Raw genomic sequence first — 22908 nt, 5'->3', positions numbered from 1 at the left:
AACTTCCCCCGTTATTAAATAAAGCCTACCACCACAGTAACATTGTCGCCGCCGCCGTTTTGATTGGCTTGGTCGATAAGGTTTTGGGCGCAGCTCGTCGGATCCGTTGAATTAGATAGTATTTCATATATTTCCTGATCTGTAGCATAGCCATACAGCCCATCCGTACAGAACATCAATCGGTCACCTAAACTGAGTTTATACACATAAACATCAGCTGAAATATATTCGGCAACCCCTAAAGCCCTAGTAATAATATGCCTCCCGGAATGGTGCAAAGCCTGTTCCTGCGTGATTTCACCGCGACGCAACAGCGCATTGGTCAGCGTATGATCAGTGGTTAAAACTTGTAACTTACTCTTATGTTTGCGATAAACGCGACAGTCGCCCACATGGCTGATAATCAGCAGATCGTCCATTACCAGACCTATCGTCAAAGTTGTTCCCATTCCTGTATTCTGAGGTGAAAGAAGGGATTCGAGATAAACTTTGACGTTGGCACGTTCGGCAATTTCTGCCAAAATCTCCCCCATTTCTCGCGGCGATAAATGCGAATTGATTTCTTTGCGTAAGCTGCCTGCCGCATACGTAGCGGCAACCGATGAAGCTAGCTCACCTTTGTTGTGTCCGCCCATTCCGTCAGCCAAAACAACTCCTGATCCGCCTGCTAAATCGGGAATAATCACGAAAGAATCTTCATTATTTTTACGTATCAAGCCGCAATCGGATTTGCCAGCAAAAAGCACACTCATTCTCCGCCACCTCGCCGACGCCGCAATTGGCCGCAAGCAGCCGCAATATCACTGCCCAGCTCGCGCCGGACCGTCGCTGTAATGCCGTGCGCGGTCAGATAATCTAAGAAATTTTTAGTGGAAGTTTTGGAGCTGCGGTGATAAAGACTGCCAGGAAATTCGTTGGCCGGAATAAGGTTTACATGGCACAGGAGGCCGTGCAAAAGCTTGGACAGCTCCGCAGCTTCCTGTAATCGATCATTGACATCGGCGAAAAGGGCATATTCGAAAGTTATTCTCCTGCCGGTTTGTTTAGCGTAATACGAGGCCGCAGGGATCAATTGTGCCAACGGGTAACGCTTGGCAATCGGCATAAGCTGAGATCGCAACACATCATTCGGGGCGTGCAGAGATATCGCTAAATTTATCGGCAAATTCTCGTGAGCCAATTTTTTGATTTCATCAACCAAACCGCATGTGCTCAAGGTAATGTGGCGCATGCTTATATTTAATCCTTGCGGATTATTGACGGTCCGAATGAATTTTACTACTTCCTCATAATTCTCTAAAGGCTCACCGATCCCCATCAGAACGACATGACTTATGCGCTCAGCACGATGGCGACCTATCAAAGCCACTTGAGCAGTCAATTCGCCGGCGGTAAGATTTCGTCCAAAGCCAATACCGGTAGAAGCACAAAATGTGCAACCCATACGGCAGCCGGCCTGGGTAGACAAACAGACAGAATTGCCAGTCCTATATTGCATGAAAACGCTCTCCACGCACTGTCCATCGGCTAAGCGAAAAACAAACTTTTCGGTTGCATCCAACTGAGATTTAATATTCCGTTCAGCAACAAGTCCGGCAAAGTTAAACTCGGATGCCAGTTTCTCGCGTAAGCTCTTAGATATGTCAGTAAGGTCATCGGGGCTGTTAATGCCGCGAGCCAACCATGCCTCCACCTGTTTTACACGGTAAAGTGGGACATCATTGGCTCGGCAAAAGGCTGTCAAATCAGCAGTCGTTGCATCATATATGAATGGCTTTTGCTCCATTATATGCAAAAAACCTCCACGATTTAGACTTTATACCCCGTCATTATAGCATAAATAAATCTAATTATCAGAGAAATTATCCGGCCAATTGCCGCAACTTCTTGTAACAACTTCTTGTCACAGCTTAGCCTTCGAGCATTGCACCTCGGCCGGACAGCTGACAGATTACTTCTCTTGCTTGACCGGAGCATCCATACGCGGCTTTATGCGGCGCGCAATGTAAACAACAGGCGTATCTAACAAGCTAGTAAAGATAAAGATGACATAGCAGGAAATTATAATGCTGAGAACAGTCCCCCATGACTCGGTACCGGCAAATGCCAAAACATTGAACATAACCGTGTTGAGCAACTGAGAAAACAAAGTTGAGCCGTTGTTGCGCAGCCACAAATACGGACGGCGGTCATTTTTCCATTTGCTGCTTATGTCCCACCATTTGTGATAAAGAAAAACGTCAAACCGCTGAGAAACAGCATAAACAAAGAAGCTGGCACCCAAAATACGCGGCGTATTACCGAAGACCAATGGGAAAGCAGCACTAGGCGCATGATCAGGAATTGGATGATAGAGCAACCAGGATTGCGCTAAAACAATAAAGATAACGGACGTGAAAATTCCGATGTTAACGGCCACTTGAGCATCTTTTTTGCCATAATTTTCGCTTAAAATATCCGTCACCAAGAAGCTAGACGCAAACAGGACGTTGCCCAAAGTTTGTACCATACCGAAACCTTCAATCAACATCGCAACTTCAACATTGGCAAGAATAGCCGCGATGGCGGTAAAACAAAAAAGTCCAACTCGGCCAAATAATTTATAGGCGACCAAAACTCCCCCATAAATAAAAACCAATGAGAAAATAAGAAGTAATTCATTTGTCATAACATTCACCATTTCCTAAAAATTTATATCAGTTATATTAACTAAAATTTGATGATTAGGCAATAGTTATCTTTTATTTCACATTGGCTGAGTCGGCGTTCAGCCGCACCGCCTGTTTGAATACATCGCCGCGTTCAGCGAAGTCTTTGAAGGTGTTATAACTCGCTGCGGCCGGAGAAAACAAACACACATCCCCCGCCTGCAACTCAGTAGCCGCCAGCCGCACCGCTTCCGGTACTGTTTTCACCTTTACCATCTTCGGCAATTTAATCCCCAATGACGCGGCCTCAGCAAGCAGTCGATCGGCGATTTGCCAGCCGGTATCTGGCAAGCAAAGCAACAGCTTAAGCTTGGAGTTCAAAATGCTTTTTTCCAAGCCGGAATAATCAATGCCGCGATCCAATCCACCGATAATCAATGCGTCAACTTTTTCCAAAGTCTGCATCGCCAAAAGGCAAGTTTCCGGTATAGTAGAAATAGAATCATTGAAAAATTTTATTTTGCTCGAGCACTTCACCGCTTCACAACGATGCGGCAAACCGGCAAAGTCGCTTATTCCTTTTTTTATTTCGGTAACTGCCAATCCGGTAATCAATACAGCCGTTATCGCCATGGCTAAATCACAGGCATGAGCCGGTCCGGACAAAGCCTGAATGATTCCGGTCAAATTTACAGTGAATTTATTCAATCCCGCTTCGGGCGACGGCAGGAACATATATCGCACGGCCGTTTTCGCCGGTTTGTCGTAAAATGCCAAAGCTGTAATATTCCAACCAGGACACTTTTTTCGGTAGGCGTCGATCCTTGCGCTTAATTCCCGGTTCAGTTCTTCACCGTTTGAAGCTGCACCTACATCATTTGGTAAAACCAAAATAACTTTCGCCGGCAACTGCGGCAAATATTTATGCATTTCATCAATTTGTTCGCCGTTTAATATCGACCAGTCCGACACCTTTTGGTAGCGCAGAATATTAAACTTCGCCTGGATATACTCTTCATAATCACGATAATGATCCAAATGTTCCGGATAAATATTGGTCAACACCGCAATATGCGGACTATGACTCGTATATTGCAGTTGATGACATGAAAGCTCAAGCGCAATATCATCTGCTGAAGCAATTTCATCTATTGCCGTAAACGGTGCGCGTCCGATATTACCCAGCAACCAAGCCCGACCGCGGCGGCACAACATACTGTGAATTAGTGAAGTCGTGGTAGATTTGCCCTTTGTGCCTGTGACCCCAATTATTTTGGCTGCGAATGCGCGGATGAAAAGATCAGCCTGGCAGGTAATCCTACAATTCGGGTAATCTGGCAATTTAGCTGTCGGCAGGCAACTGTCGGTGAGTTCTTTGAAGCTTATACCGGGGCTTTTATAGCAAATGTCATATTTAGCCAAAGCGGACAAATAGTCTTTGCCGACATAAACTTCCACCTTAAATGGTAGATTTTGCAAATACTTCATATCTGCTTCACTGAGCGGAGTCAGGTTAGCTATACCTATTCTGCCGGCAAAATCAGGCGGACAGACACGGATAAAGAAGTCAAGCATTGCCCTTCCCTCACGTCCGAATCCCAAAACAAGATGCCCTGGAGCCCGAAAATCAATTCCTGCGGCAACTGACTTGCGATTAGCAACCGGACTTACGTTTGCGGCTGTGCCGGTTACTTCACCCGGCTGATTTTCCCAGACTATCGTTTTTATTTTTTTATTCGCCGTTCCCCGGTCAATTTGGTATGTCACCGGCAAAACTTTCATATATTCTACCGGTAATTCCGGATCATGGATATAAGTATACAGCAAATTATTGTAGGACGACGACGCATACACGCTGTGGTCACACGCCCAATTAGTCCGGCCCAAGAAATGACGTACCGCCAAAGATTTATCACCCTGTTCGGCCAGCAATTTCAAAGCAAGCTTAACTTCATCAATCGTACCCACACATTCAAACGGCTTGCAGCCGGTGTTCCCGAGCAATTCGTCCAATTCCGGCAACAACTCTTCATCATTCAGAATATCCGTCCCCCAAAGTTCAGCGACACGGGCAGCACCTATGAACGGAGCCAAAACAATCGCCACAAAAAGGCATTTCGCGCATTTTCCGCACCAAACGCCTTTTTTGCTGCCGCGGTTGCACGAATGGAAAACAGGATGGAATTCCGCCAGAGCAGCAAAATGCTTGGCGATAGCGATCTCACTCAAAGGGCGCAGTAAACTGAAATAACGCTGAGGTAATCCGATCTGTTGCTCGATATAACCCTGAAATTCACGCTCAAACTCACCTGATTTAGAATATTGGTGATTGATTTTCGTACCGATTATACTTGCTTCATTGGCTGAGCGTTCATTGGACAAGGCAATATCCCGGATATCATACAAATAAGCTGCCAGCAAAGATTCAAAGGCCACTATTGCCGAAAAGGGCGTATGACCATTTAGGAAACCTTCCTCATTTAACCTCAACATTTTTTCATCCAGCTGCCGGCTTATAAGCGTTTTTTCCGTTAAACCGGCGACTTCGATCGTCCCCAAAACCGCTGCATTCGCATTAATAGCCAAAGCATGACAACGATAGCCTGCCGCTTTGAGGAAAGCGAGGCTTACAGCTGAATCCTTACCGCCACCTACCGGAACCAGCACCTCTCGTACATTTTTTTCTTCCAATTTATTCATCGCTTCATACGTGGATAATGTCCAAAAAAACGGCAAATTTTCCCGCACTTCAACGGAATGCAAATACATAAAGTTGTCATAATCCGCCGGACAGTTATTACGATAAAAAAACTCTCCCAAGCCGCCAAAATAGAGCTTGCGCCAAAATTCCACCTCAGCTTCATTCAGTTTGCCGGCTTGTACCACGACTTCCGGTGGGCAAGCGATCTTCCAGTAACTGATCAGTTCAACCATTCCCAATAAAAATGCCAAACGATGCAACATTTGAGCATCTTTATTCTTAATTCGCTCAGGCGCGACCGGAATAACACAGCGCGGCGTAAATTCAGCGAGGCCCGGCACGCTGAACTTAAACGTTATCGTCAGGCCATCGTCTCCACTTGCCAGCTCGTAGCTTTCATATATGAACCGTGGATATCTATCACGTAAATCAGACCAAGTTTTAGCTTTCACTTAAATTTCTTCCTTAAAATTTTCAAAATATTTTTTTGCATGTGCGGCAATTTCGGACAAAGTCGTTGCCCGGAACGGATTTTCAAGTCCAGCAGCATTCACCAGCTGTGCAAAGCTTTTGCTGCCGCCCAAGTCACATAAACGCATGTAATCTTGCCACGCCGCTTTCATATTCGTTAGCCCTTTGTGCCAAAATTGCAAGGAACAGTTTTGTGCTAAAGTGTAATCAATATAATAGAATGGCAAGGTAAAAATATGGCTTTGACGGAACCAATAGCCACCGTCTTTAAGTATTTTGATATCCGCATAGTCACGATGCGGTAAATATATTTTTTCCAACTTACGCCAAGTTTTCATACGTTCAGCCGGAGTAAACTCAGGATGACGGTATACTTCATGTTGGAAATGGTCAACCAATGCCCCGTAAGGAATGAACAAAACGGCTGTGGCCAAATGTTCGAAATTGTAACGATCGGTAGCCGCACCAAAAAACGGTTTCATATAATTCCACGTTAGATATTCCATACTCATCGAATGTATTTCAGCCGCATCCATGCTAGGCCAGATATATTCCGGCAGGATTGTGTTGCGACTGCGATACACTTGGAAAGCATGGCCGACTTCATGCGTCAGTACATCTATGTCATCAGCCGTGCCATTAAAATTGGCCAAAATGAACGGCGACTTATACAAAGGAATGTATGCACAATATCCGCCGCCGTGCTTTCCTGGACGGAGCGGCAAATCCATCAAACCGTTTGAGATCATGAAATTAAAGAACTCCCCTGTTTCCGGGGACAACTGATTATACATGGCACGCGCTTTTTCCACTAACTCTTCTTCGTTACCAAGCGGCTTAGGATTTCCAGTGGGAAATGATAAACCTTCATCGTAGAATGTCAGCTTCTCAAGGCCCAAGCGTGTGGCCTGCCGCTGCCGCAATTCGGTAGCCAGCGGAACAATATATTTAATTATAGCTTTGCGATAAGCCGCAACTTCTGCCTCGCCGTAATCAAGTCGACCCATACGCGCATAGCCCAAAGCGACATAATCCTTATAGCCCAATTTACGAGCTATTTCCGTACGTACTTTAACCATTTTGTCGAAAATTATATTGAACTCGTTTAAATTGTCGGCAAAAAATTTGTTATAAAGCTTGACCGCCCGGTGTCGCAAATCTCGCTCGGGATCGGTCGTAAACGGCAGCAGCCCAGCTAATGTATATTTTTTCCCGTCCAAATCTAGCTTGGCGGAAGAGCGCAGCAAATCGTATTCCGTGTTAAGCTTATTTTCCTGCACCAGAAGATCCATAATACTTGGATTGAAAGCAGTTAAATACTGTTCGGCAATTTTAAAAATCAAATCCCCGACCTTGGCATTAAGTTCACTTCGGAATTTGCTGTCGAGCAAAGCGCGGTAAAACTTGGCCACTAATGCCGCAAAACGCGGTGATTGTTCATCGAAATAATTCAACTCCGTTTGGTAGAACGGATCAGTCGTGTCCATTGAAGACCGGATGTGGCAAAGCGTCGCCTGAGTTTGCCAATTATTTCGGATAACATTAAGTTCCTGCCAATGTTCAAGTTGATCATCAACAAATGAAGCGGTTGCAAACCCGTGTAATCTGTCAGTAAATTCAGCTTCTATTTGCTCAATATCCGGCCGTACATACGGCATATCTTTGAAGTTCATCTTGGCCTAAGCTCCTTTCCCGTCTTTACGGTAATTATAACATTTAAACTTCCTTTACGACGAATCGGATATTTTAAAATTTCCTGTTGACAAAAAAGTAAAAATCAAGTATCATGACTAAGCTGTCAATTGACCACGGGCCTTTAGCTCAGTTGGTTAGAGCAACCGGCTCATAACCGGTCGGTCCCGGGTTCGAGTCCCTGAAGGCCCACCATTATTGTCTTTTGACACACACAATTTTATATGGGAGAATTCCCGAGCGGCCAAAGGGGGCAGACTGTAAATCTGTTGTCACCGACTTCGGTGGTTCGAATCCACCTTCTCCCACCACGTAAAAAGCCTTGAGTGATCAAGGCTTTTTACGTTACCCTTCACAACGATTGCAACTTTCAACTTAAAACTTACTACACGTAGAACTTACCACCGTATCAAAGCGTCATACGCACTGTCGTTTAATTTTGCACCAAATATGCTATCGTTTCCCGATTAAGATTAGAACCAATCACGACAATGCTGGTTTCCTTACCCAAAGGCATACCGGTTATCGCGTATAGCCCTTCTACCAAATCGAAATTCAAGTTTTCACCGTTAGCCGTAGGGAAAAAACCCTTAGCGCGGACCACCCGCCCCAAAACCCCACTGGTCAAAATTTGTAAAAAAGACTGTAGCTCCATAGGATTCCGTAAGGTGCAGCGTTTGAAGCTGATCGTTTCCAAATCCGGTCCTTTATTCTTGGCTGTCAGCACAAACCTTTTTTTCAATTTATTCGGCAAAATGTCATTTTTAAGATCGGCATATTCCCTGCGCAGCAACTCTTCAAACTCATCTTTTGACCATTTATCATAATGCTTATGCAAAAACTCAGCATCTGACGGTATATGCAGTTCTTCACTTAAGCGGCGATAATCGTCCTCGGTCCACGTTTCAGACTTGCTGACCACTATCGTCCCAGCCGTCTGTAATTGGCTATAAAAAATATCCGGATTATTTCTACGACTGATTTCGTAATTTTTTCCGTCAATTATAGTAACCGGTGCCAGAATTCCTATCCTCTCGTAGCAAATCGTACGCACATGCTCGATTATGCTAGCGGTTTTGGCTACTCCACTCGGTTCAACCACCAAATAATCCGGGTCTAAGGAATTAGCAATAGTGTATAAAGAATGGTTAAAGTCAATATTAAGGGAACAGCAAATACAGCCTTCACTGAGTTCAACAATTTTGCGAAACGGACTCGCTCCATCGCCGTTCGTTCCACTCTCTCGCAATCTTTCCGCATCAATATTTATGTCCGCAAATTCATTCTCGACTATCACGAACTTACGGCCGGTGACCTTGCTCATTCGCATGATAAAACGTGTTTTTCCTGCTCCCAGGAAGCCGGAAACAAATAGTATTTTCATAATTTCGCCTATCTTTTTCTTCGCAAATTAAAAGAGGACGAGTAGAAACCCGTCCTCCTTAATTTACAACACTTATGTTTACAGAACAACTACCGGCTTAATCAAATCAGCTGGTTTGTTCTTCATCAGCATCAAAGCATCTTCAACATGCTCGAAGCCTTGGAAGCGGTGAGTCAGCAAAGGCTTAACATCCAATTTGCCGCAAGCTACCAAGCTAGAAAGTTTTTCCAAACGGAGACGTCCGCCGGGCATCAGGCCGCCGTTGATTTGTTTGTGTCCCATACCAACGCCCCATTCAACACGCGGAATATTAATATAGGTACCTTCGCCGAGATAGTTGACGTTACCGATCTTCCCGCCCGGTTTCAAAGCCTTAACAGCAGGTTCGAATGTGGTGCAATCACCGCCGGCAATAACGACTTTATCAACACCTTGGCCGTGAGTCATTGCCAATACTTGTTCATCAATCGGGCCGTCCTTATAGCTGATAACATCAGTTGCGCCATAACCTTTAGCGGCAGCAATACAATTAGGACGAGTACCGACAACGATAATTCTTGAAGCACCGCGCAAGTTAGCACCGGCGACTGACATCAGACCTACAGGTCCGATACCTATAACCAAAACGGTATCACCGAATTGTACGTCAGCCAGTTCTACACCGTGGAAGCCGGTCGGAACCATATCTGAAAGCATACAGGCTTCAGCTGGGGAAATCGAATCAGGCAGAAGAGCCAAGTTACCGTCAGCGTCATTCACATGGAAATATTCACCGAAAACACCGTCTTTGAAGTTGGAGAATTTCCAACCGGCAAGCATTCCGCCCGAATGCATCGGGAAACCAGCTTGCGCCTGCAAGGAGTTCCAATCAGGTGTAATAGCAGCTACCATTACCCGATCGCCTACCTTAAAATCTTTTACCAATGAACCTACTTCAGCTACAACACCGCAGCCTTCATGACCTAAGATCATGTTCTCCCGCTCGCCGATTGCGCCTTCCCATACGGTATGTACATCAGATGTACAGGGGGAAAGAGCCAACGGTTTGACGATAGCGTCCAACGGACCGCAAGCCGGACGTTCCTTCTCAATCCAGCCAATCTCACCGATACGTAACATCGCAAAACCCTTCATAATTTGTCTCCTTTCAAATAAAACAACGCTTTAATATTGTTTCTGCTAGTAGTATATCATTTACTGAAGTTAAGAAACGGGTTTAATTGTAAAAAATCGTCATTTTTAGCGGCATTAAATTTTATTTTCTTGTCATATAGACAGTAAACAGGAACCATTCCCGTTTGTTCTCTTGAAGAAAAACGTTGCCGAAGAATCCTTATATGAGCACGTCAATGCGGATGCACGTCCGGATTAGTCACTATTAAAGCTTATGCTTTATTATGCCTTTTTACGCTTTTTAAAATTTAGCAAGTTCCTCTATAAAACGCCGACAAGCCTTGGCCGAATTTTTGGAAGCCTTAACCAGATATTTTTGGAAATCGGTTTCATTACCTTCCCGCACCGTTATATCTGACAATGAACGAATAATTATTGAAGGCTTTTTCCATGCCGCTGCGACCTGAGCTATGGCACAGCCCTCCATCTCTACCGCTATCGCCTCCGGGCAACGGCTAAGTATAGTTTTGAGCTGCTCATCTGTCGAAATAAATTGATCCCCGGTTACAATTTCGCCTTGGCGATAAGGGAGGTTCAAATCAGACAAAACCTTAACCATGCATTTGAGCCAGCTGGCATCCGTTGTAAAGGTATAAGGCTCAAGTCCCTTTCTCGGATGAGCCGAATCGAACAGCAAGTCATAATATGTAGTGGAAGTGCCGACTACAATATCGCCAACTTCCTCGTCAGCTCGCAAACCGCCGGCCGAACCAATATTGACAATACCCTCAATCTCATAGTTACTGAGCAAATAAGCCGCCTGCAAAGCCGCCTGCACTTTTCCGATACCGCTCTGAGCAACAATTACTTCCTGTCCGGCAAGTTTTCCTAGTAGCACTTCACTTATTGGAGTAGTTTTTTCGGTGACATCAGTCATCAATTCACGTAAAGCCGTAACTTCTTCTTGCATTGCACCAATTATTGCGATCATTGTATCCCTCACATCTATAAAAAATTTTGCTTTTATCGTATCACCTCAAGAAATAAGCTTGCAAGCCTGTAGGCAAAAAAAGTTTTTTACTTTATACTTATTCTGATATAGATCTGCCGAAATTTTACGCTATCTGTATTTTTAAAGCTATGCAGTGCTGGGAGACCAGTCGGAGAGGTAAAAATGAGAGAATTTATTATAAATAACGAACAATCCGGGAAAAAAGTCGTTCGGATATTGACAACACTGTATCCAACCGTTCCGGCCTATATTTTTCAAAAGGCTTTACGTAACAAAGATCTAATGCTTGACGGTAAACGGCTAAAAAACGATGTTACGGCAGAAGCTGGCCAGACATTACGAATTTATGTTAAAGATGAAGTATTAGCGCAGGCTTCCGATAATACGGATCGTAAAAATCAGCTTCCATCTTATACGGTGGTGTATGAAGATAAAAATATAATTTTAATCAATAAGCCGCAGGGACTGACTGTTCACCCCGGCAAAAATACCCCACCGCACAGCACCTTAATCGAAAAGTTACGGGCAGATTATAATGATGAAAATCTTACACTGTGTCACCGCCTTGACCGTAACACCGGTGGCCTTGTTCTTGTTGCCAAAAATAAAGTTACTTTGGGCAAAATAAATGAGGCCTTGGCAGAACAACAAGTTATTAAACGTTATCGCTGCTTAGTACGTGGTATTCCAGATATAGGTCGAGATGTGTATATCAGCGACGGAGATTCCATGCATGAATTGAATGCGTTCTGGGAAAAGCCGGCCAATTCGGACGAGGTTTTCATTCATGATGAACAGCAAGCCGATGATTTGCCGATCTGTACCCGCTATCGAGTTTTACATATTTTTACGGCATTAGCCGCAGATGGCGAACCAATATCCGAGCTTGAGGTCGAGTTGGTCACTGGCCGTACGCACCAAATAAGAGCCCATCTAGCTCACATTGGTCACCCGATTCTAGGTGACGGCAAATATGGTCGTAACGAGTTCAACTCACAGTTCAAAAATAAGCACGGCGGTAAACTAAATAAGCAGCAGTTATTTGCCACCACTTTAATGTTCGGCAACGACTTACCGGCCGGATTGACTGAATTGAAACGGCGCACCTTCAAAATTTCTCCAGATTATACAGTCAGTGGATTATAGAATATATCATATATCAAGCATAAAAACATGATGCAACAACGTTGAAGTGAAGTAAAGCACAGGAAATTTTCCGTCACTTCCGGTTGAGCTTGCGAAATTTTAAAGGTGAAAAACCGCTGTATTGGCAAAAAGCCCTAGCGAACTTGCTATGGCTCTCATATCCGATACGTCGTGCTATTTCGCCAATTGGCAGACCGGTATCGGTCAAAAATCCCGCTGCCATTTTCAAGCGGTAATTTTTAATGTAGGAATGTATGGAACCCGACTCAACTTTAGCAAAAACATTTTGCAGACGATATACGCTTACTTTAAAATGTTCAGCCATTTTTTTCATGTTTAATTGTTGGGCATAATTATCATGTAAATATAATTTTATTGCCTGCAGCAATTCTTCATCGTTCAGCCGCCGCGATGCTGAGCCTTTCACGCCTTCATTTTCAGGCATATTATTCACCTCACAACCAATTTGTTTTATGATAACAAATTAGTTAGCCAAGCGCAACCATAAATGAATAAATTTCTTTTAAAATCGTTAAAATTATTTTAATTTCTAAATTAAAATATATTTGTTAAGCCATTTATGGTGGCATGGGTAGTGCAATTTATTGCGAATTTGCGGCTCCGTTTGCGGTCCATTTGCAACTCCGTTTGCGATACACAGTGCTGCTACGTCCAGTGCAACTATGTCAGTGCTACTACGTAAGTGCTGCTACGTCCAGTTATATTCCTTTAGCCCGCAAATTTTCCCCTATGTATTCGGCAATAGCTTTGTTACCCACAACATTAGGATGGACAGCATCGGGGAACCAATCCGGACGATTCTCAGTTAAGCTATATAGGTCAATCACCGGTAATGAAAGCTCCGCGGCGATGGAATTAACAATATGAGGGATTTCATATTTTATAATGAAATCATTACAACAAAACTTATCTTTAACCGTTAGAAAAACTTTAGGCGGCAACATTAATACCACCTTACGAGTTGGCACGGCCGCGATATATTGTTCCAGCAAACGTTTATATTCATACCTAAATGCGCCTGGATGCCAGCACAAACCTTTCGAGTCATTTGTTCCTAACATAAATAAAAGTAAGTCGCCTGGTGCATTCAAAGAGTCCCGATAAAACTGCGTCGCCGTGTATGGACGATCGCTCCGCGCCAACGCAGTAGCTCCGCAAATTCCGAAATTAACACTACGAAAATCGTCACCCAAAAATTCAACTAGTTGGGCCGGATATGAAGCGATATCTCTTTCCTCAGCCACTCCATAACCGTAAGTTATACTGTCACCCACCGCAACAATGATATGCGAGCCATTGCCGCAAATCAAAGGTTTGGTTTCATCTAATTCAGGCATTGTTTCTCCTTATGTTTCGAATTATTTCATCTCCTGCAAACGCTTGATGATCGCTTGCAAGGCTTCGGCCAAGCCATTTAACTCTTCCTCGGTAGTATACTTGCCGATACTGATGCGCAAAGAGCTGCGTGCCGTTTGTTCTTCAATTCCCATGGCCAGCAAAACGTGACTTGCCTCAAGCGATCCTGCCGTGCAAGCCGATCCGGCCGAGCAACAATATCCCAGACCGTCCAACATTAACAAAAGTGCTTCTCCGTCCGTACCGGCAAAAGTGAAATTTATATTATTCGGCAGTCGCTCAGTCGGATGTCCGCGCAAAACCGCTCCCGGCACCGCTTCACTCACCTGACGGATGAACTTTGACTGTAATGCGCTTAACCTGGCATTAGCCTCCATTCGTTCCGCTTCCGCCAGTTCCAGCGCACGCGCCATGCCGACAATAGCCGGTAGATTTTCGGTTCCAGCCCGTTTAGTGCGTTCCTGCCCACCGCCATCCAACAAATTTTTAATCTTTATCCCTCGGCGCACATATAAGCAACCAACCCCTTTAGGGCCGTAAATCTTGTGTCCGCTCAACGAACAAAGATCAATCGCATCTCTCTCGACATCGATACTTTGGGTTCCGGCAGCCTGCACGGCATCAGTATGAAAAATCACGCCGTGTTTACGGCATATTTCGCCTATCTCAGCAATCGGCTGCAAGGTCCCGACTTCATTGTTGGCCGTCATAACGGATACCAAAATCGTCTCGGCATTTATCGCCGCTTCTAGTTTTCCGGGATCCACCATTCCATAGGCATCGACCGGCAAATAAGTTATTTTAAATCCTTCTTTGGCTAAAGCACGGCAAGTATGCAAAACCGCATGATGTTCAACTGCCGAGGTTATTATATGTTTACCCTTATAAGCATTTGCTTTAGCAACCCCTTTGATAGCCCAATTATCTGACTCCGTTCCGCCCGAGGTAAAAAATATTTCGGCTGAAGGACAATTAAGACACGCCGCAACCCTTATCCTAGCCAAATCGAGTTCATTGCGAGCCGCGCGGCCGAGTGCGTGAACCGAAGACGGATTTCCGTAGATTTTTGACTGCACGCGGTTTACTTCTTCCAATACTTCTGCTCGCATCGGCGTTGTAGCCGCATAATCAAAATATATCGTCTTATTATTCATTTTGCGCCTCCTTACCGCTTCGTCTCGTATTTATTATAGGGCGGATGTTTTTTCCTTCATAGCCGTTATTTCCCGGTTCATAAAAAATGCGGTTTTTTAACTCATCCGGCAGATACTGCTGTTCCACATATCCTCCGGGGAAATCATGCGGATATAGATAACCTTGGCTGTAGCCGAGCTTAGTCATATCTTTTATCGGGGCGTTACGCAAATGCATGGGAATAATGCCTGTACGTTCATTTTCTACACATTTCAATGCTGCGTTTATAGCTGCGTAAGCTGTGTTTGATTTAGGTGAAGTGGCGATCAGCAAAGCTGCCTCAGCCAACGGTATTCGCGCTTCCGGCATACCTACCGCAACCGCAGCCTGATAAGCCGACACAGCTACCGTGAGCACGGAAGGATTAGCAAGTCCGACATCTTCTGCCGCACAGATCACCAGGCGTCTAGCCAAAAATTCAATATCTTCACCGCCATGAAGTGCCAAGGCAAGATAATATGCCGTAGCATCAGGGTCACTGCCGCGCATTGATTTAATTAAAGCGGATATCGTGTCATAATGCCCTTCCCCCGTCGCGTCAAAGGCGGTGCTGCGGCGTTGCATTGATTCAGCCACATCATTGACAGTTACGTGCAAAGTTCCAGCGGCATCCGGCTGAGTCGAGCAAACCGCCAATTCCAAGGCGTTGAGCGCAATTCTGGCATCCCCGTTGCAGTGGTTGGCAATAAACTGCAAAGCCGTTTCTTCAACCTCAGCCTGCCACGCCGCTAGCCCACGTTCAGATGTGAGTGATCGCCGCAAGATAGTCAAGATATCCGTCTCGGAAAGCGGAAACAGTTGAAATACCGTGGCACGCGATATCAGAGCCTTATTAACCTCAAAATACGGATTTTCCGTGGTTGCGCCGATCAAGATTACCAAGCCGGCCTCCACTGACGGTAGCAATGCGTCTTGTTGAAGTTTATTGAAACGATGAATCTCATCTATAAAGAGGATTACCTGTCCTTCCGGCGTGAGCAAAGGATTGGCGGCGTCAGCAATAATTTGCTTTATGTCGGTGACCCCGGCAGTTACAGCATTTAGGCGTTTAAATGGAAGTTTGGTCGTCGCAGCAATAACTTTAGCTAACGAAGATTTGCCGGTTCCGGGCGGGCCGAACAAAATTATTGAGCTTAATTTATCGCCATCAATCATCCGGCGTAACAATTTGCCCGGAGCAAGCAGATGCGACTGTCCGACGTACTGCTCAACGGATGCTGGGGCCATTCTGTAAGCAAGCGGTTCTTGCCGCATAAAAACCTCCCTTTCGGCCAGCTTTGTCGCCGTATCAGTTAAGTTCCAAGGTAGTTATTTTATTCACACCTTCAGCGACCAAAGCGTCAATATCGAGTTTTGCTTCCGCCGCAACAGCTACTTTAATCGACGGCCTCGTACGCGGATGACGGGCAACGAACACCGTACAGCAATCTTCATAAGGCAAAATTGAAGTATCAAATGCTCCAATTCGTTTGGAAATGTTAACCGTGTCATCTTTGTCGGTGCCTATCAACGGCCTGAATATGGGCATATTCACCACAACATCTGTAGTACACAAGGCTTCAAGGGTTTGACTGGCCACCTGTCCCAGACTTTCGCCGGTAATAAGGCAACGCGCTTGATTTTTAACAGCCACCTGTTCAGCAATTCGCATCATTATACGCCGCATGACTATCGTCATCATATCTTGCGGAGCATTGTCCCTGATCGCCAGCTGAATATCAGTAAAATCGACAATATGGAGTTTCAGTCGTCCACAATAATCCGTCAATATCTCAGCTAAATCAATAACTTTTTGTTTGGCCCGATCACTCGTGTAAGGATAAGTATGGAAGTAAATAGCTTCCAATTCCATCCCGCGGCTGGCCATCATGTATCCGGCAACCGGACTGTCTATGCCGCCTGAAAGTAAAAGCAAGCCCTTGCCCGAAGTTCCAATCGGCAAGCCCTTAACCCCGGGAACGATATCTGTGTATAAACAAAGCTCATCACGGATGTCAACATAAAGTATGAAATCCGGATTATGAACATCAACCGATAACTGGGGGAAGTTATCCAACAAATATCCCCCCAAATGCGCTGAAATTTCTGGTGACGTCATGGGGAAAGACTTAAGACCACGCTTACTCTCCACTTTAAAGCTTAAATTGCCTTTGCCATTCAAATAATCGTTCATATAGTCTTTCGCAGCCGGCAGCAAAGCTTCTAAGGTCGCCGGATAAGCTCGGACCTTGCTAGCTGAAACCAAACCGAACACTTCAGTTACTGTTTTTAAGGCCAAGTCACAATCGGCAAATTCATTCTCTGGCACAATCCAAATTCTCGACTGACTTTGCTTGACCTTGAAATCACCGATTTTGTTCAGCCGACGTTTCAGATTGGCCATCAGCCGCTGTTCGAATTTGCCTCGATTCAAGCCTTTTAACGCTATCTCCCCTAAACGGGCCAGGATTTGTTCGTTCTTCATTTAGATCTCCATCTCTCCATTGGTCTATTTATATCGTTGTTGATTTTATATAATATAGTTTATATTTACTTTCAGCTGTCATAATGATGCACATGATAAGTTATCGTTGTAATGTGCTATCCTGCGATTTTACCCGTAATTTCGGTACGATTTCCCGTAAGGCATCGATCAAAGCAGTAAGATCACTTTTTTCATGATCGGGTGCCAAACTTATACGCAATGCCGAGGTCTTGCGTGCCTCATCAATCGGCAACGCGTCAAGAACGTGACTACGGTTATCAGACGAGCTGCAGGCAGAATGCGTTGCTACATAGATTTCTTTATCCGCCAGAGCATGGGCTAAAGTCTCGGGATTAACGCCCGGGAACGACACATTCAATATATATGGCGAATATTTGGCCGGCAAATTCGGGCAACAACCGAGGCCGGCGCGATTAAGTCCGTCGACCAAAAAATTGTGCAAGTCCTGCACATAGGCAAAATTAGTCGCCATGGATTTGGTCTGTATTTGAGCTGCCCTAGCCAGGCAAGCACATAGTACCGGATTTTCCGTTCCGCTGCGCAAGCCGTTTTGTTGGCCACCACCTAGAATCAGCGGGTCTATCCTCAAGCCTTTTCTTATGTAGAGGAGGCCAATACCTTTTGGCGCATATATTTTGTGCCCGGAAAAAGAGGCCAAGTCTACGCCGGTCTGCAGTGGATAAAATGGAAGCTTTGTCCAACCTTGTACCGCATCAATATGAATTATCGCCTGGGGAGCCAAGCTGTCTCGCAGCTTAACAATTGCGGCTATATCAGGATGTGACCCTAGTTCATTATTAACCAGTGAAATGCTTATCAAAGCGGTTTCCCGGCTCAACGCCGTTCGCAGTTCCTTCAAATCAGGCAGCAAATCCCCTGTCGTTGCCAAGTAGCGCACATTGTATCCTTTTTGAGCCAGGTAGGCACAGGTCTTGAGTGTAGCTTTATGTTCAATATCCCAAGTAATAATATCACGCCCGCCGTGAGGATGAGCGGCGATTACCCCGCGCAGTGCGGTATTTATTGATTCAGTCGCGCATGAAGTAAACAACAAATTTTCCGGACGACACCGCAACACCTCCGCTATGTCTTTGCGAGCCTGTTTGATAACCTGTTCAGCCTCATAGCCCAATCTGTGTATAGCGGCAGGGTTGGCATAAGTCGATTTCGATAAACTAAGGTATAGATCTAAAATTTCCGGCAAAGGTAAAGTTGACGCAGTCTGATCAAAATACAAGTTCATTCCCCCTCGATTTATCCTGTTGATTCAATTATTCATGTTGATTAAATCAAGCATAAGTGCACAACGATCTGTCGGCATTATTGCCTCCACCAGCTCGCAAACTGCACCGGTACGGTTATATATCTTAGCATTATGTGTAAGAACCGGAAAGGCTTTTGTAATATCAAGATACCGTGCTTCATCTGTTAAAGCCGGTCGAACCGCCAATACAGCCTGAGCTTTCGTGCCTACCGAGCGAACGTCCCATAAAACCGCGCTTTTACTTTCTTTGTCACTGGTTAAACGGGACAACAGATTAGGGTATATCACAGCCGGGATATAGGCTTTGCCGTACACCAATGGCTTGCCTTCTTCAGACTCATCCAACCAAATTATCTCATAGACGCCTTGCTGCAAAATTGTCGTGTTTTTGCCAAATCCGGCTGTCACATCTACCGAGATTCGCTTCAAATGTCGATAGTCTATAAAGTGCCTTGTTCCGGTTAACGGTGGACGGAAAGCTGAAAAAGCCATGGAATTGTAGTTACGGATGACTTGTAATTCCGGCGTTGCCGTAACAAATGTCCCGCGGCCTTTAATAATATAAAGTTTTCCTTCCGCCACCAGTTCCGCAACTGCTTGGCGAACTGTAGGGCGTGACAAATCCAACTCTTCACACAATTTAAGCTCGGTGGGGATTTTTTCACCAGGGCTGTAGACGGCATCGGCTATGCGCCTTTGCAGCAATTCTTTGAGTTGTGCATATAACGGCACACTGCTGCGCTTATCCAACTTTTCCATGTGCCCTCCAAATTAAACATGATGTATATACATCTTAGCACTAAACAATTACGCAGCAAATAATCCTTCAAATGTTGAAGAATACACCCTACGCAAAACAAGCCGAACATCCGTTGCGCATAGGTGCCGGTCAGCTGTCAACTGCCTGCCACCCTCTGCGGAGGATATCAGTTAAGCACGGCGTGTTCACCGTTAAGCCAGTCAAAGGCTGTTATGGCAATAGCGGCGCGAAATGCATTTTCCGGCTCGACTATACAAGCTACAGCCAGCAAGCTGTGCAATTCGCTGTTATACCGGCTCGCCCATAACTTTCCTGCCGTCAGGCATCGACTTAATTTGAGCGGCGGGAACAACTTTGAACAGTCATCCGAAAAACTGCTCCGGCTGTCCAAACGAGTACGAACTTCAACTGCGCTATATAGTTCATTGCGTTTAACACCAAGATCGATTTCACCATGAGCGAGTCTTAAATTATGGTCTAGTAAAACAAAACCACAGTGGCCAAGCCACTTAGCAATTATTCGCTCACCCATAGTACCTAGTACATGTTTGTCCCACCATTTGATCGGACAGTTGCCTACCAACCACCAATTGTAGTAGCAAGCCATTAGGCTCGTTGAAATATTCGGCCTAAACATAGGATAAAGCGCAAAGTCGGTATTATATTCTTGCACTAGCCTTACCATTTGGTCAAAAAGCTGCGCCGATGTTCCGGGCAAAGGCCGTATTCCTTTATCGCCTGACGATGAGCGGCGGTTCCATAGCCTTTGTGCGCTGCAAAACCATATTGGGGATAGATTTTGTCTTGTTGCACCATATAACGATCCCGTGACACTTTAGCCAAAATAGATGCCGCCGCAATTGAGGCCGACAGACTGTCGCCCTTAGTAATAGCCAAATATGGAATCGCATAGTCTTTCAGCTTAAAGTAGTCGACCAATACGTAGTCGGCCTTGATGCTCATCCTGCCGACGGCTTGTTTGAGGACCAAATCGTTAGCCGGGCCGATACCAATTTGGTCAATTACCTTAGCAGTTACCATAGCAATCGAATAGGCGGCGGCACGTTCGCAAATAATATTAAAAAGTTCCTCACGTCGCTTGGGCGAAAGTTTTTTAGAATCATTTACCCCGTAAAGCGGTCGTCGCGGGTCAATAACTACCGCTGCGGCAAAAATCGGTCCTGCCACCGGCCCGCGCCCAGCCTCATCCGTTCCTGCAATACAGGTGAAGCCTTGTTGTGCCGCTTGTTCTTCAAATTTCAGCATTTTCTCGTATTGCAGCTTAAGCTCAGCCTCAGGCGAAGCTTTGGCGTGATCCGCATCATTTTTTGCTGCCGGAATAACCGGAATAAATAAATCAGTCATATTCATACCTCCACCGCGAGTTTAGCTGAAAAAAATATTTTTAGAAGCGACAAAAATCTACAAACGGAACAAAATCCCGCCTAAACTTTAAGTCCTGCCTAAACTTTAAAACCTATCTAAAGTAATTTTCCCCATTTTGCCGCTGCGCAATTCATCCAAAAACAGCGTAGCAAAACGCAGGGTATTAAGTTTGCCACCAGACTGCAAACAACCGCGATTGCGTGCCCCTTCCTCATAAAGCTGCCACACCGGCTGGTCTAAGTCGGTGAGTTTTAGCCTTTCCATGAGCGGTAGCGGATAAAGCTCAGCCAAGCATTCAATCATTCTCGCTGCGATATCTTCTACATCGAAGACTTGATCTTTGACGGCCCCAGTGGCCGCTAGGACTAGTTGAGCGTGCGCACTTGTTATTTTGGGCCACAGCACACCCGGAACATCCATTAATTCAAGATCTCCGGTACGCACCCACTGCAAAGCTCGGGTCACGCCGGGGCGATCACCGGTAACGACGGCCTTGCGTCCGGCTAAGCTATTAATCAAGGTTGATTTACCGGTGTTCGGAATACCCAAAACCATCGCCCTAACCGGTCTGCCGCTCCGCCCCTTGTCTTCAGCCCGACGCAGCTTGTCCGCCACCAGTTCACGGCATTTTTGCGCCAAATCGTTCATTCCCTTAATGGTAGCCAAGTTGAAGGCCGCCGCTGCAAGCGATTCGGTCTGATATTTGTTAAGCCAACGCTCTGTCCATGTCGGATCAGCCAAGTCTTTTTTGGAAAGCACCAAAAGCCGCGGTTTATTTAGCAAAAGCTTATTCAGCTCGGGATTGCGACTGGAAGCCGGTATTCTCGCATCGGCCAATTCAATAACCAAATCGACCAGTTTTAATTTTGCTTTGATATCGCGCATCGCTTTAGTCATATGACCCGGATACCAATTAACTTCTGCCATAGCCACCTTCCTCGTTAACTAATATTTTGTAAATTACATGGAAAATTAATGCAGACAGCTGGACCAAAATTTGTTCAAAATTCGTTCGCCAGCTATATGGAAAAGCCGCCATCAAAGGCGGCTTTTGAATTACTTGCGATTTGATAATTTTTCTTTAATCTTAGCCGCTTTACCGGTTCTGCTCCGCAGATAATAAAGCTTGGCACGGCGAACCAGACCTTTACGTACAAGTTCAATTTTTTCAATCTTAGGCGAATGAACAGGCAAAATACGTTCTACACCTACGCCGTATGACAAACGGCGAACTGTAATTGTTTCGCTCAAGCCTTGGCCTTTGCGCGCAATTACCGTACCTTCAAATACTTGGATACGTTCGCGGTTACCTTCTTTAATCTTAAGGTGCAACTTTACGTAATCACCTACTTCGATGTTTTTGTAACCGTCTTTCATTTGAGCTGCTTCTACAGCTTTTACTAAATCCATTATTGCGTTCCTCCTCTCTTCCCAGAACGTTCATGCACGCAACCCGCAGCGGACCGTTCGTACTCAGCTGTCACACAACAGCCCGAACATTATACCATTTTGGTGGTTACAATTCAAGAGTTATTTCCGCCATGAATTTTGCCAAATCAGCATATTCTTGGGCCGACAGTTTCAAACTGTCAAACAGATCGGGACGTTTAATCGCGGTTTCGCTCAAGGCAGACAGCCTCTGCCACTTATCAATCTCGCGATGATTGCCGCCAAGCAAGACTGCCGGGATTTTTTTGCCGCGCCAAACAGCTGGTTTCGTATATTGTTTTTGTTCCAAATAACCAGAAAAATGCGACTCATCACTAAATGCATCTTGGTTCGGCAAAACACCTTCCAGCATTCGCGCCACCGCATCAATTATGATGCAGGCCCCATATTCGCCAGCCGTCAAAACATAATCGCCCAAAGAAACTTCCGCAATGTCATTCGCAGTCAAAACCCGGTCATCTATTCCTTCATAATGACCGCAAAGTAAGACGATTTCTTTCAAGCCGGCCAGTTCCTTTGCCAAGGCTTGATTGAAAACTTTGCCCTTGGGCGAAAGGTAAATAAGCTTACGTTCGGCGGGCAAAGCAGCGTACGTCAAACTGTCGAGGCAGCGCTGCACCGGTTCGCATTGTATGAGCATTCCGGTTCCGCCGCCGGCCAAACTGTCATCGACTCGTCCATAACTGTTGTCGGCAAAATCACGCAGCTGAATTGTTTCAATTTCAAACAAGCCCTTTTGCCAAGCTCGACCGGTAACACTGGTGGCTAAGTTTTGCCGGATCATTTCGGGGAATAAAGTAATAACCGTAAACTTCATAATCTTACC

Annotated in this window: 21 protein-coding genes and 2 tRNA genes; 3 read left to right on the top strand and 20 right to left on the bottom strand. The window is 45.3% G+C overall.

The features are described 5' to 3' along the window. Window positions 1–14: 14 nt before the first annotated feature. The 5 genes from HMPREF0868_RS02745 to HMPREF0868_RS02725 form a co-directional block, all read right to left on the bottom strand. Window positions 15–752, bottom strand: a complete 738-nt coding sequence (locus HMPREF0868_RS02745; RefSeq protein WP_041705662.1) for a Stp1/IreP family PP2C-type Ser/Thr phosphatase — start codon at window positions 750–752, stop codon at window positions 15–17. Further along, the gene (gene rlmN / locus HMPREF0868_RS02740; protein ID WP_012993169.1) at window positions 749–1786 is read right to left on the bottom strand and encodes a dual-specificity RNA methyltransferase RlmN; all 1038 of its coding nucleotides are present in this window, start codon (window positions 1784–1786) and stop codon (window positions 749–751) included. The genes HMPREF0868_RS02745 and rlmN overlap by 4 nt, the downstream gene beginning before the upstream one ends. A gap of 165 nt (window positions 1787–1951) precedes the next feature. After that, window positions 1952–2668, bottom strand: coding sequence for a queuosine precursor transporter (locus tag HMPREF0868_RS02735; RefSeq protein WP_012993168.1), 717 nt, complete (start codon window positions 2666–2668; stop codon window positions 1952–1954). Window positions 2669–2741: 73 nt separating this feature from the next. Continuing rightward, complete coding sequence (gene murD / locus HMPREF0868_RS07850; protein WP_012993167.1) at window positions 2742–5801, bottom strand: UDP-N-acetylmuramoyl-L-alanine--D-glutamate ligase; 3060 nt, start codon at window positions 5799–5801, stop codon at window positions 2742–2744. Next, on the bottom strand, window positions 5802–7493 hold the full coding sequence (locus tag HMPREF0868_RS02725) for a M3 family oligoendopeptidase (RefSeq protein ID WP_012993166.1): 1692 nt from the start codon (window positions 7491–7493) through the stop codon (window positions 5802–5804). Window positions 7494–7630: 137 nt separating this feature from the next. Here HMPREF0868_RS02725 and HMPREF0868_RS02720 point away from each other — a divergent pair. Both HMPREF0868_RS02720 and HMPREF0868_RS02715 read left to right on the top strand, forming a co-directional pair. Further along, window positions 7631–7707, top strand: a tRNA-Ile gene (locus HMPREF0868_RS02720). Window positions 7708–7738: 31 nt separating this feature from the next. Continuing rightward, window positions 7739–7823, top strand: a tRNA-Tyr gene (locus HMPREF0868_RS02715). 122 nt (window positions 7824–7945) lie between these two features. Here the strand turns inward: HMPREF0868_RS02715 and HMPREF0868_RS02710 are convergent. From HMPREF0868_RS02710 to HMPREF0868_RS02700, 3 genes are all read right to left on the bottom strand, one after another. Next, on the bottom strand, window positions 7946–8896 hold the full coding sequence (locus tag HMPREF0868_RS02710; RefSeq protein ID WP_012993165.1) for a CobW family GTP-binding protein: 951 nt from the start codon (window positions 8894–8896) through the stop codon (window positions 7946–7948). A gap of 78 nt (window positions 8897–8974) precedes the next feature. Then, the gene (locus tag HMPREF0868_RS02705) at window positions 8975–10030 is read right to left on the bottom strand and encodes an NAD(P)-dependent alcohol dehydrogenase (RefSeq protein WP_012993164.1); all 1056 of its coding nucleotides are present in this window, start codon (window positions 10028–10030) and stop codon (window positions 8975–8977) included. A 280-nt stretch (window positions 10031–10310) separates the two neighbouring features. Continuing rightward, the gene (locus HMPREF0868_RS02700) at window positions 10311–11000 is read right to left on the bottom strand and encodes a 5'-methylthioadenosine/adenosylhomocysteine nucleosidase (RefSeq protein WP_012993163.1); all 690 of its coding nucleotides are present in this window, start codon (window positions 10998–11000) and stop codon (window positions 10311–10313) included. Window positions 11001–11183: 183 nt separating this feature from the next. Here HMPREF0868_RS02700 and HMPREF0868_RS02695 point away from each other — a divergent pair, with 183 nt between their 5' ends. Then, window positions 11184–12167, top strand: a complete 984-nt coding sequence (locus tag HMPREF0868_RS02695; RefSeq protein WP_012993162.1) for an RluA family pseudouridine synthase — start codon at window positions 11184–11186, stop codon at window positions 12165–12167. A 73-nt stretch (window positions 12168–12240) separates the two neighbouring features. Here HMPREF0868_RS02695 and HMPREF0868_RS02690 read toward each other — a convergent pair whose 3' ends face one another. The 12 genes from HMPREF0868_RS02690 to trmD all read right to left on the bottom strand — a co-directional run bounded on the left by HMPREF0868_RS02690 (window position 12241) and on the right by trmD (window position 22899). Continuing rightward, on the bottom strand, window positions 12241–12612 hold the full coding sequence (locus tag HMPREF0868_RS02690) for a helix-turn-helix transcriptional regulator (RefSeq protein WP_012993161.1): 372 nt from the start codon (window positions 12610–12612) through the stop codon (window positions 12241–12243). A gap of 274 nt (window positions 12613–12886) precedes the next feature. Beyond that, the gene (locus HMPREF0868_RS02685) at window positions 12887–13525 is read right to left on the bottom strand and encodes an SGNH/GDSL hydrolase family protein (protein WP_012993160.1); all 639 of its coding nucleotides are present in this window, start codon (window positions 13523–13525) and stop codon (window positions 12887–12889) included. Between the two features lie 21 nt (window positions 13526–13546). Then, window positions 13547–14698 (bottom strand): cysteine desulfurase family protein, encoded by a 1152-nt coding sequence (locus tag HMPREF0868_RS02680; protein WP_012993159.1) that lies wholly within the window; start codon window positions 14696–14698, stop codon window positions 13547–13549. Beyond that, the gene (locus tag HMPREF0868_RS02675; RefSeq protein WP_012993158.1) at window positions 14691–15992 is read right to left on the bottom strand and encodes a replication-associated recombination protein A; all 1302 of its coding nucleotides are present in this window, start codon (window positions 15990–15992) and stop codon (window positions 14691–14693) included. The genes HMPREF0868_RS02680 and HMPREF0868_RS02675 overlap by 8 nt, the downstream gene beginning before the upstream one ends. A gap of 34 nt (window positions 15993–16026) precedes the next feature. Next, a complete protein-coding gene (gene thiI / locus HMPREF0868_RS02670; protein ID WP_012993157.1) occupies window positions 16027–17202 on the bottom strand; it encodes a tRNA uracil 4-sulfurtransferase ThiI in 1176 nt (391 codons plus the stop codon). 100 nt (window positions 17203–17302) lie between these two features. Next, the gene (locus HMPREF0868_RS02665; RefSeq protein WP_012993156.1) at window positions 17303–18466 is read right to left on the bottom strand and encodes a cysteine desulfurase family protein; all 1164 of its coding nucleotides are present in this window, start codon (window positions 18464–18466) and stop codon (window positions 17303–17305) included. Between the two features lie 24 nt (window positions 18467–18490). Beyond that, complete coding sequence (locus HMPREF0868_RS07845; protein ID WP_012993155.1) at window positions 18491–19246, bottom strand: GntR family transcriptional regulator; 756 nt, start codon at window positions 19244–19246, stop codon at window positions 18491–18493. Window positions 19247–19413: 167 nt separating this feature from the next. Further along, a complete protein-coding gene (locus HMPREF0868_RS02655; RefSeq protein WP_157667965.1) occupies window positions 19414–19920 on the bottom strand; it encodes a YraN family protein in 507 nt (168 codons plus the stop codon). 5 nt (window positions 19921–19925) lie between these two features. Then, a complete protein-coding gene (locus HMPREF0868_RS02650; protein WP_012993153.1) occupies window positions 19926–20612 on the bottom strand; it encodes a ribonuclease HII in 687 nt (228 codons plus the stop codon). 105 nt (window positions 20613–20717) lie between these two features. Beyond that, window positions 20718–21560, bottom strand: coding sequence for a ribosome biogenesis GTPase YlqF (ylqF, locus tag HMPREF0868_RS02645; RefSeq protein WP_012993152.1), 843 nt, complete (start codon window positions 21558–21560; stop codon window positions 20718–20720). 129 nt (window positions 21561–21689) lie between these two features. Further along, window positions 21690–22043 (bottom strand): 50S ribosomal protein L19, encoded by a 354-nt coding sequence (rplS, locus tag HMPREF0868_RS02640; RefSeq protein ID WP_012993151.1) that lies wholly within the window; start codon window positions 22041–22043, stop codon window positions 21690–21692. 106 nt (window positions 22044–22149) lie between these two features. Further along, window positions 22150–22899, bottom strand: coding sequence for a tRNA (guanosine(37)-N1)-methyltransferase TrmD (trmD, locus tag HMPREF0868_RS02635; RefSeq protein WP_012993150.1), 750 nt, complete (start codon window positions 22897–22899; stop codon window positions 22150–22152). Between the last annotated feature and the right edge of the window lie 9 nt (window positions 22900–22908).

Source organism: Mageeibacillus indolicus UPII9-5 (genome assembly GCF_000025225.2).
GTDB lineage: Bacteria > Bacillota > Clostridia > Saccharofermentanales > Fastidiosipilaceae > Mageeibacillus > Mageeibacillus indolicus.
This window is presented reverse-complemented; position numbering and strand designations above follow the sequence as displayed.

Excerpts from the sequence above, each read along its gene's own strand:
- trmD (WP_012993150.1), bottom strand. The coding sequence starts at position 22,899 with ATGAAGTTTACGGTTATTACTTTATTCCCCGAAATGATCCGGCAAAAC.
- HMPREF0868_RS02685 (WP_012993160.1), bottom strand. The coding sequence starts at position 13,525 with ATGCCTGAATTAGATGAAACCAAACCTTTGATTTGCGGCAATGGCTCG.
- HMPREF0868_RS02710 (WP_012993165.1), bottom strand. The coding sequence starts at position 8,896 with ATGAAAATACTATTTGTTTCCGGCTTCCTGGGAGCAGGAAAAACACGT.
- HMPREF0868_RS02700 (WP_012993163.1), bottom strand. The coding sequence starts at position 11,000 with ATGATCGCAATAATTGGTGCAATGCAAGAAGAAGTTACGGCTTTACGT.
- HMPREF0868_RS02745 (WP_041705662.1), bottom strand. The coding sequence starts at position 752 with ATGAGTGTGCTTTTTGCTGGCAAATCCGATTGCGGCTTGATACGTAAA.
- HMPREF0868_RS02690 (WP_012993161.1), bottom strand. The coding sequence starts at position 12,612 with ATGCCTGAAAATGAAGGCGTGAAAGGCTCAGCATCGCGGCGGCTGAAC.
- HMPREF0868_RS07845 (WP_012993155.1), bottom strand. The coding sequence starts at position 19,246 with ATGGAAAAGTTGGATAAGCGCAGCAGTGTGCCGTTATATGCACAACTC.
- HMPREF0868_RS02695 (WP_012993162.1), top strand. The coding sequence starts at position 11,184 with ATGAGAGAATTTATTATAAATAACGAACAATCCGGGAAAAAAGTCGTT.
- HMPREF0868_RS02725 (WP_012993166.1), bottom strand. The coding sequence starts at position 7,493 with ATGAACTTCAAAGATATGCCGTATGTACGGCCGGATATTGAGCAAATA.
- HMPREF0868_RS02735 (WP_012993168.1), bottom strand. The coding sequence starts at position 2,668 with ATGACAAATGAATTACTTCTTATTTTCTCATTGGTTTTTATTTATGGG.
- rplS (WP_012993151.1), bottom strand. The coding sequence starts at position 22,043 with ATGGATTTAGTAAAAGCTGTAGAAGCAGCTCAAATGAAAGACGGTTAC.
- HMPREF0868_RS02680 (WP_012993159.1), bottom strand. The coding sequence starts at position 14,698 with ATGAATAATAAGACGATATATTTTGATTATGCGGCTACAACGCCGATG.
- rlmN (WP_012993169.1), bottom strand. The coding sequence starts at position 1,786 with ATGGAGCAAAAGCCATTCATATATGATGCAACGACTGCTGATTTGACA.
- HMPREF0868_RS02650 (WP_012993153.1), bottom strand. The coding sequence starts at position 20,612 with ATGACTGATTTATTTATTCCGGTTATTCCGGCAGCAAAAAATGATGCG.
- thiI (WP_012993157.1), bottom strand. The coding sequence starts at position 17,202 with ATGAAGAACGAACAAATCCTGGCCCGTTTAGGGGAGATAGCGTTAAAA.
- HMPREF0868_RS02705 (WP_012993164.1), bottom strand. The coding sequence starts at position 10,030 with ATGAAGGGTTTTGCGATGTTACGTATCGGTGAGATTGGCTGGATTGAG.
- ylqF (WP_012993152.1), bottom strand. The coding sequence starts at position 21,560 with ATGGCAGAAGTTAATTGGTATCCGGGTCATATGACTAAAGCGATGCGC.
- HMPREF0868_RS02665 (WP_012993156.1), bottom strand. The coding sequence starts at position 18,466 with ATGAACTTGTATTTTGATCAGACTGCGTCAACTTTACCTTTGCCGGAA.
- HMPREF0868_RS02675 (WP_012993158.1), bottom strand. The coding sequence starts at position 15,992 with ATGCGGCAAGAACCGCTTGCTTACAGAATGGCCCCAGCATCCGTTGAG.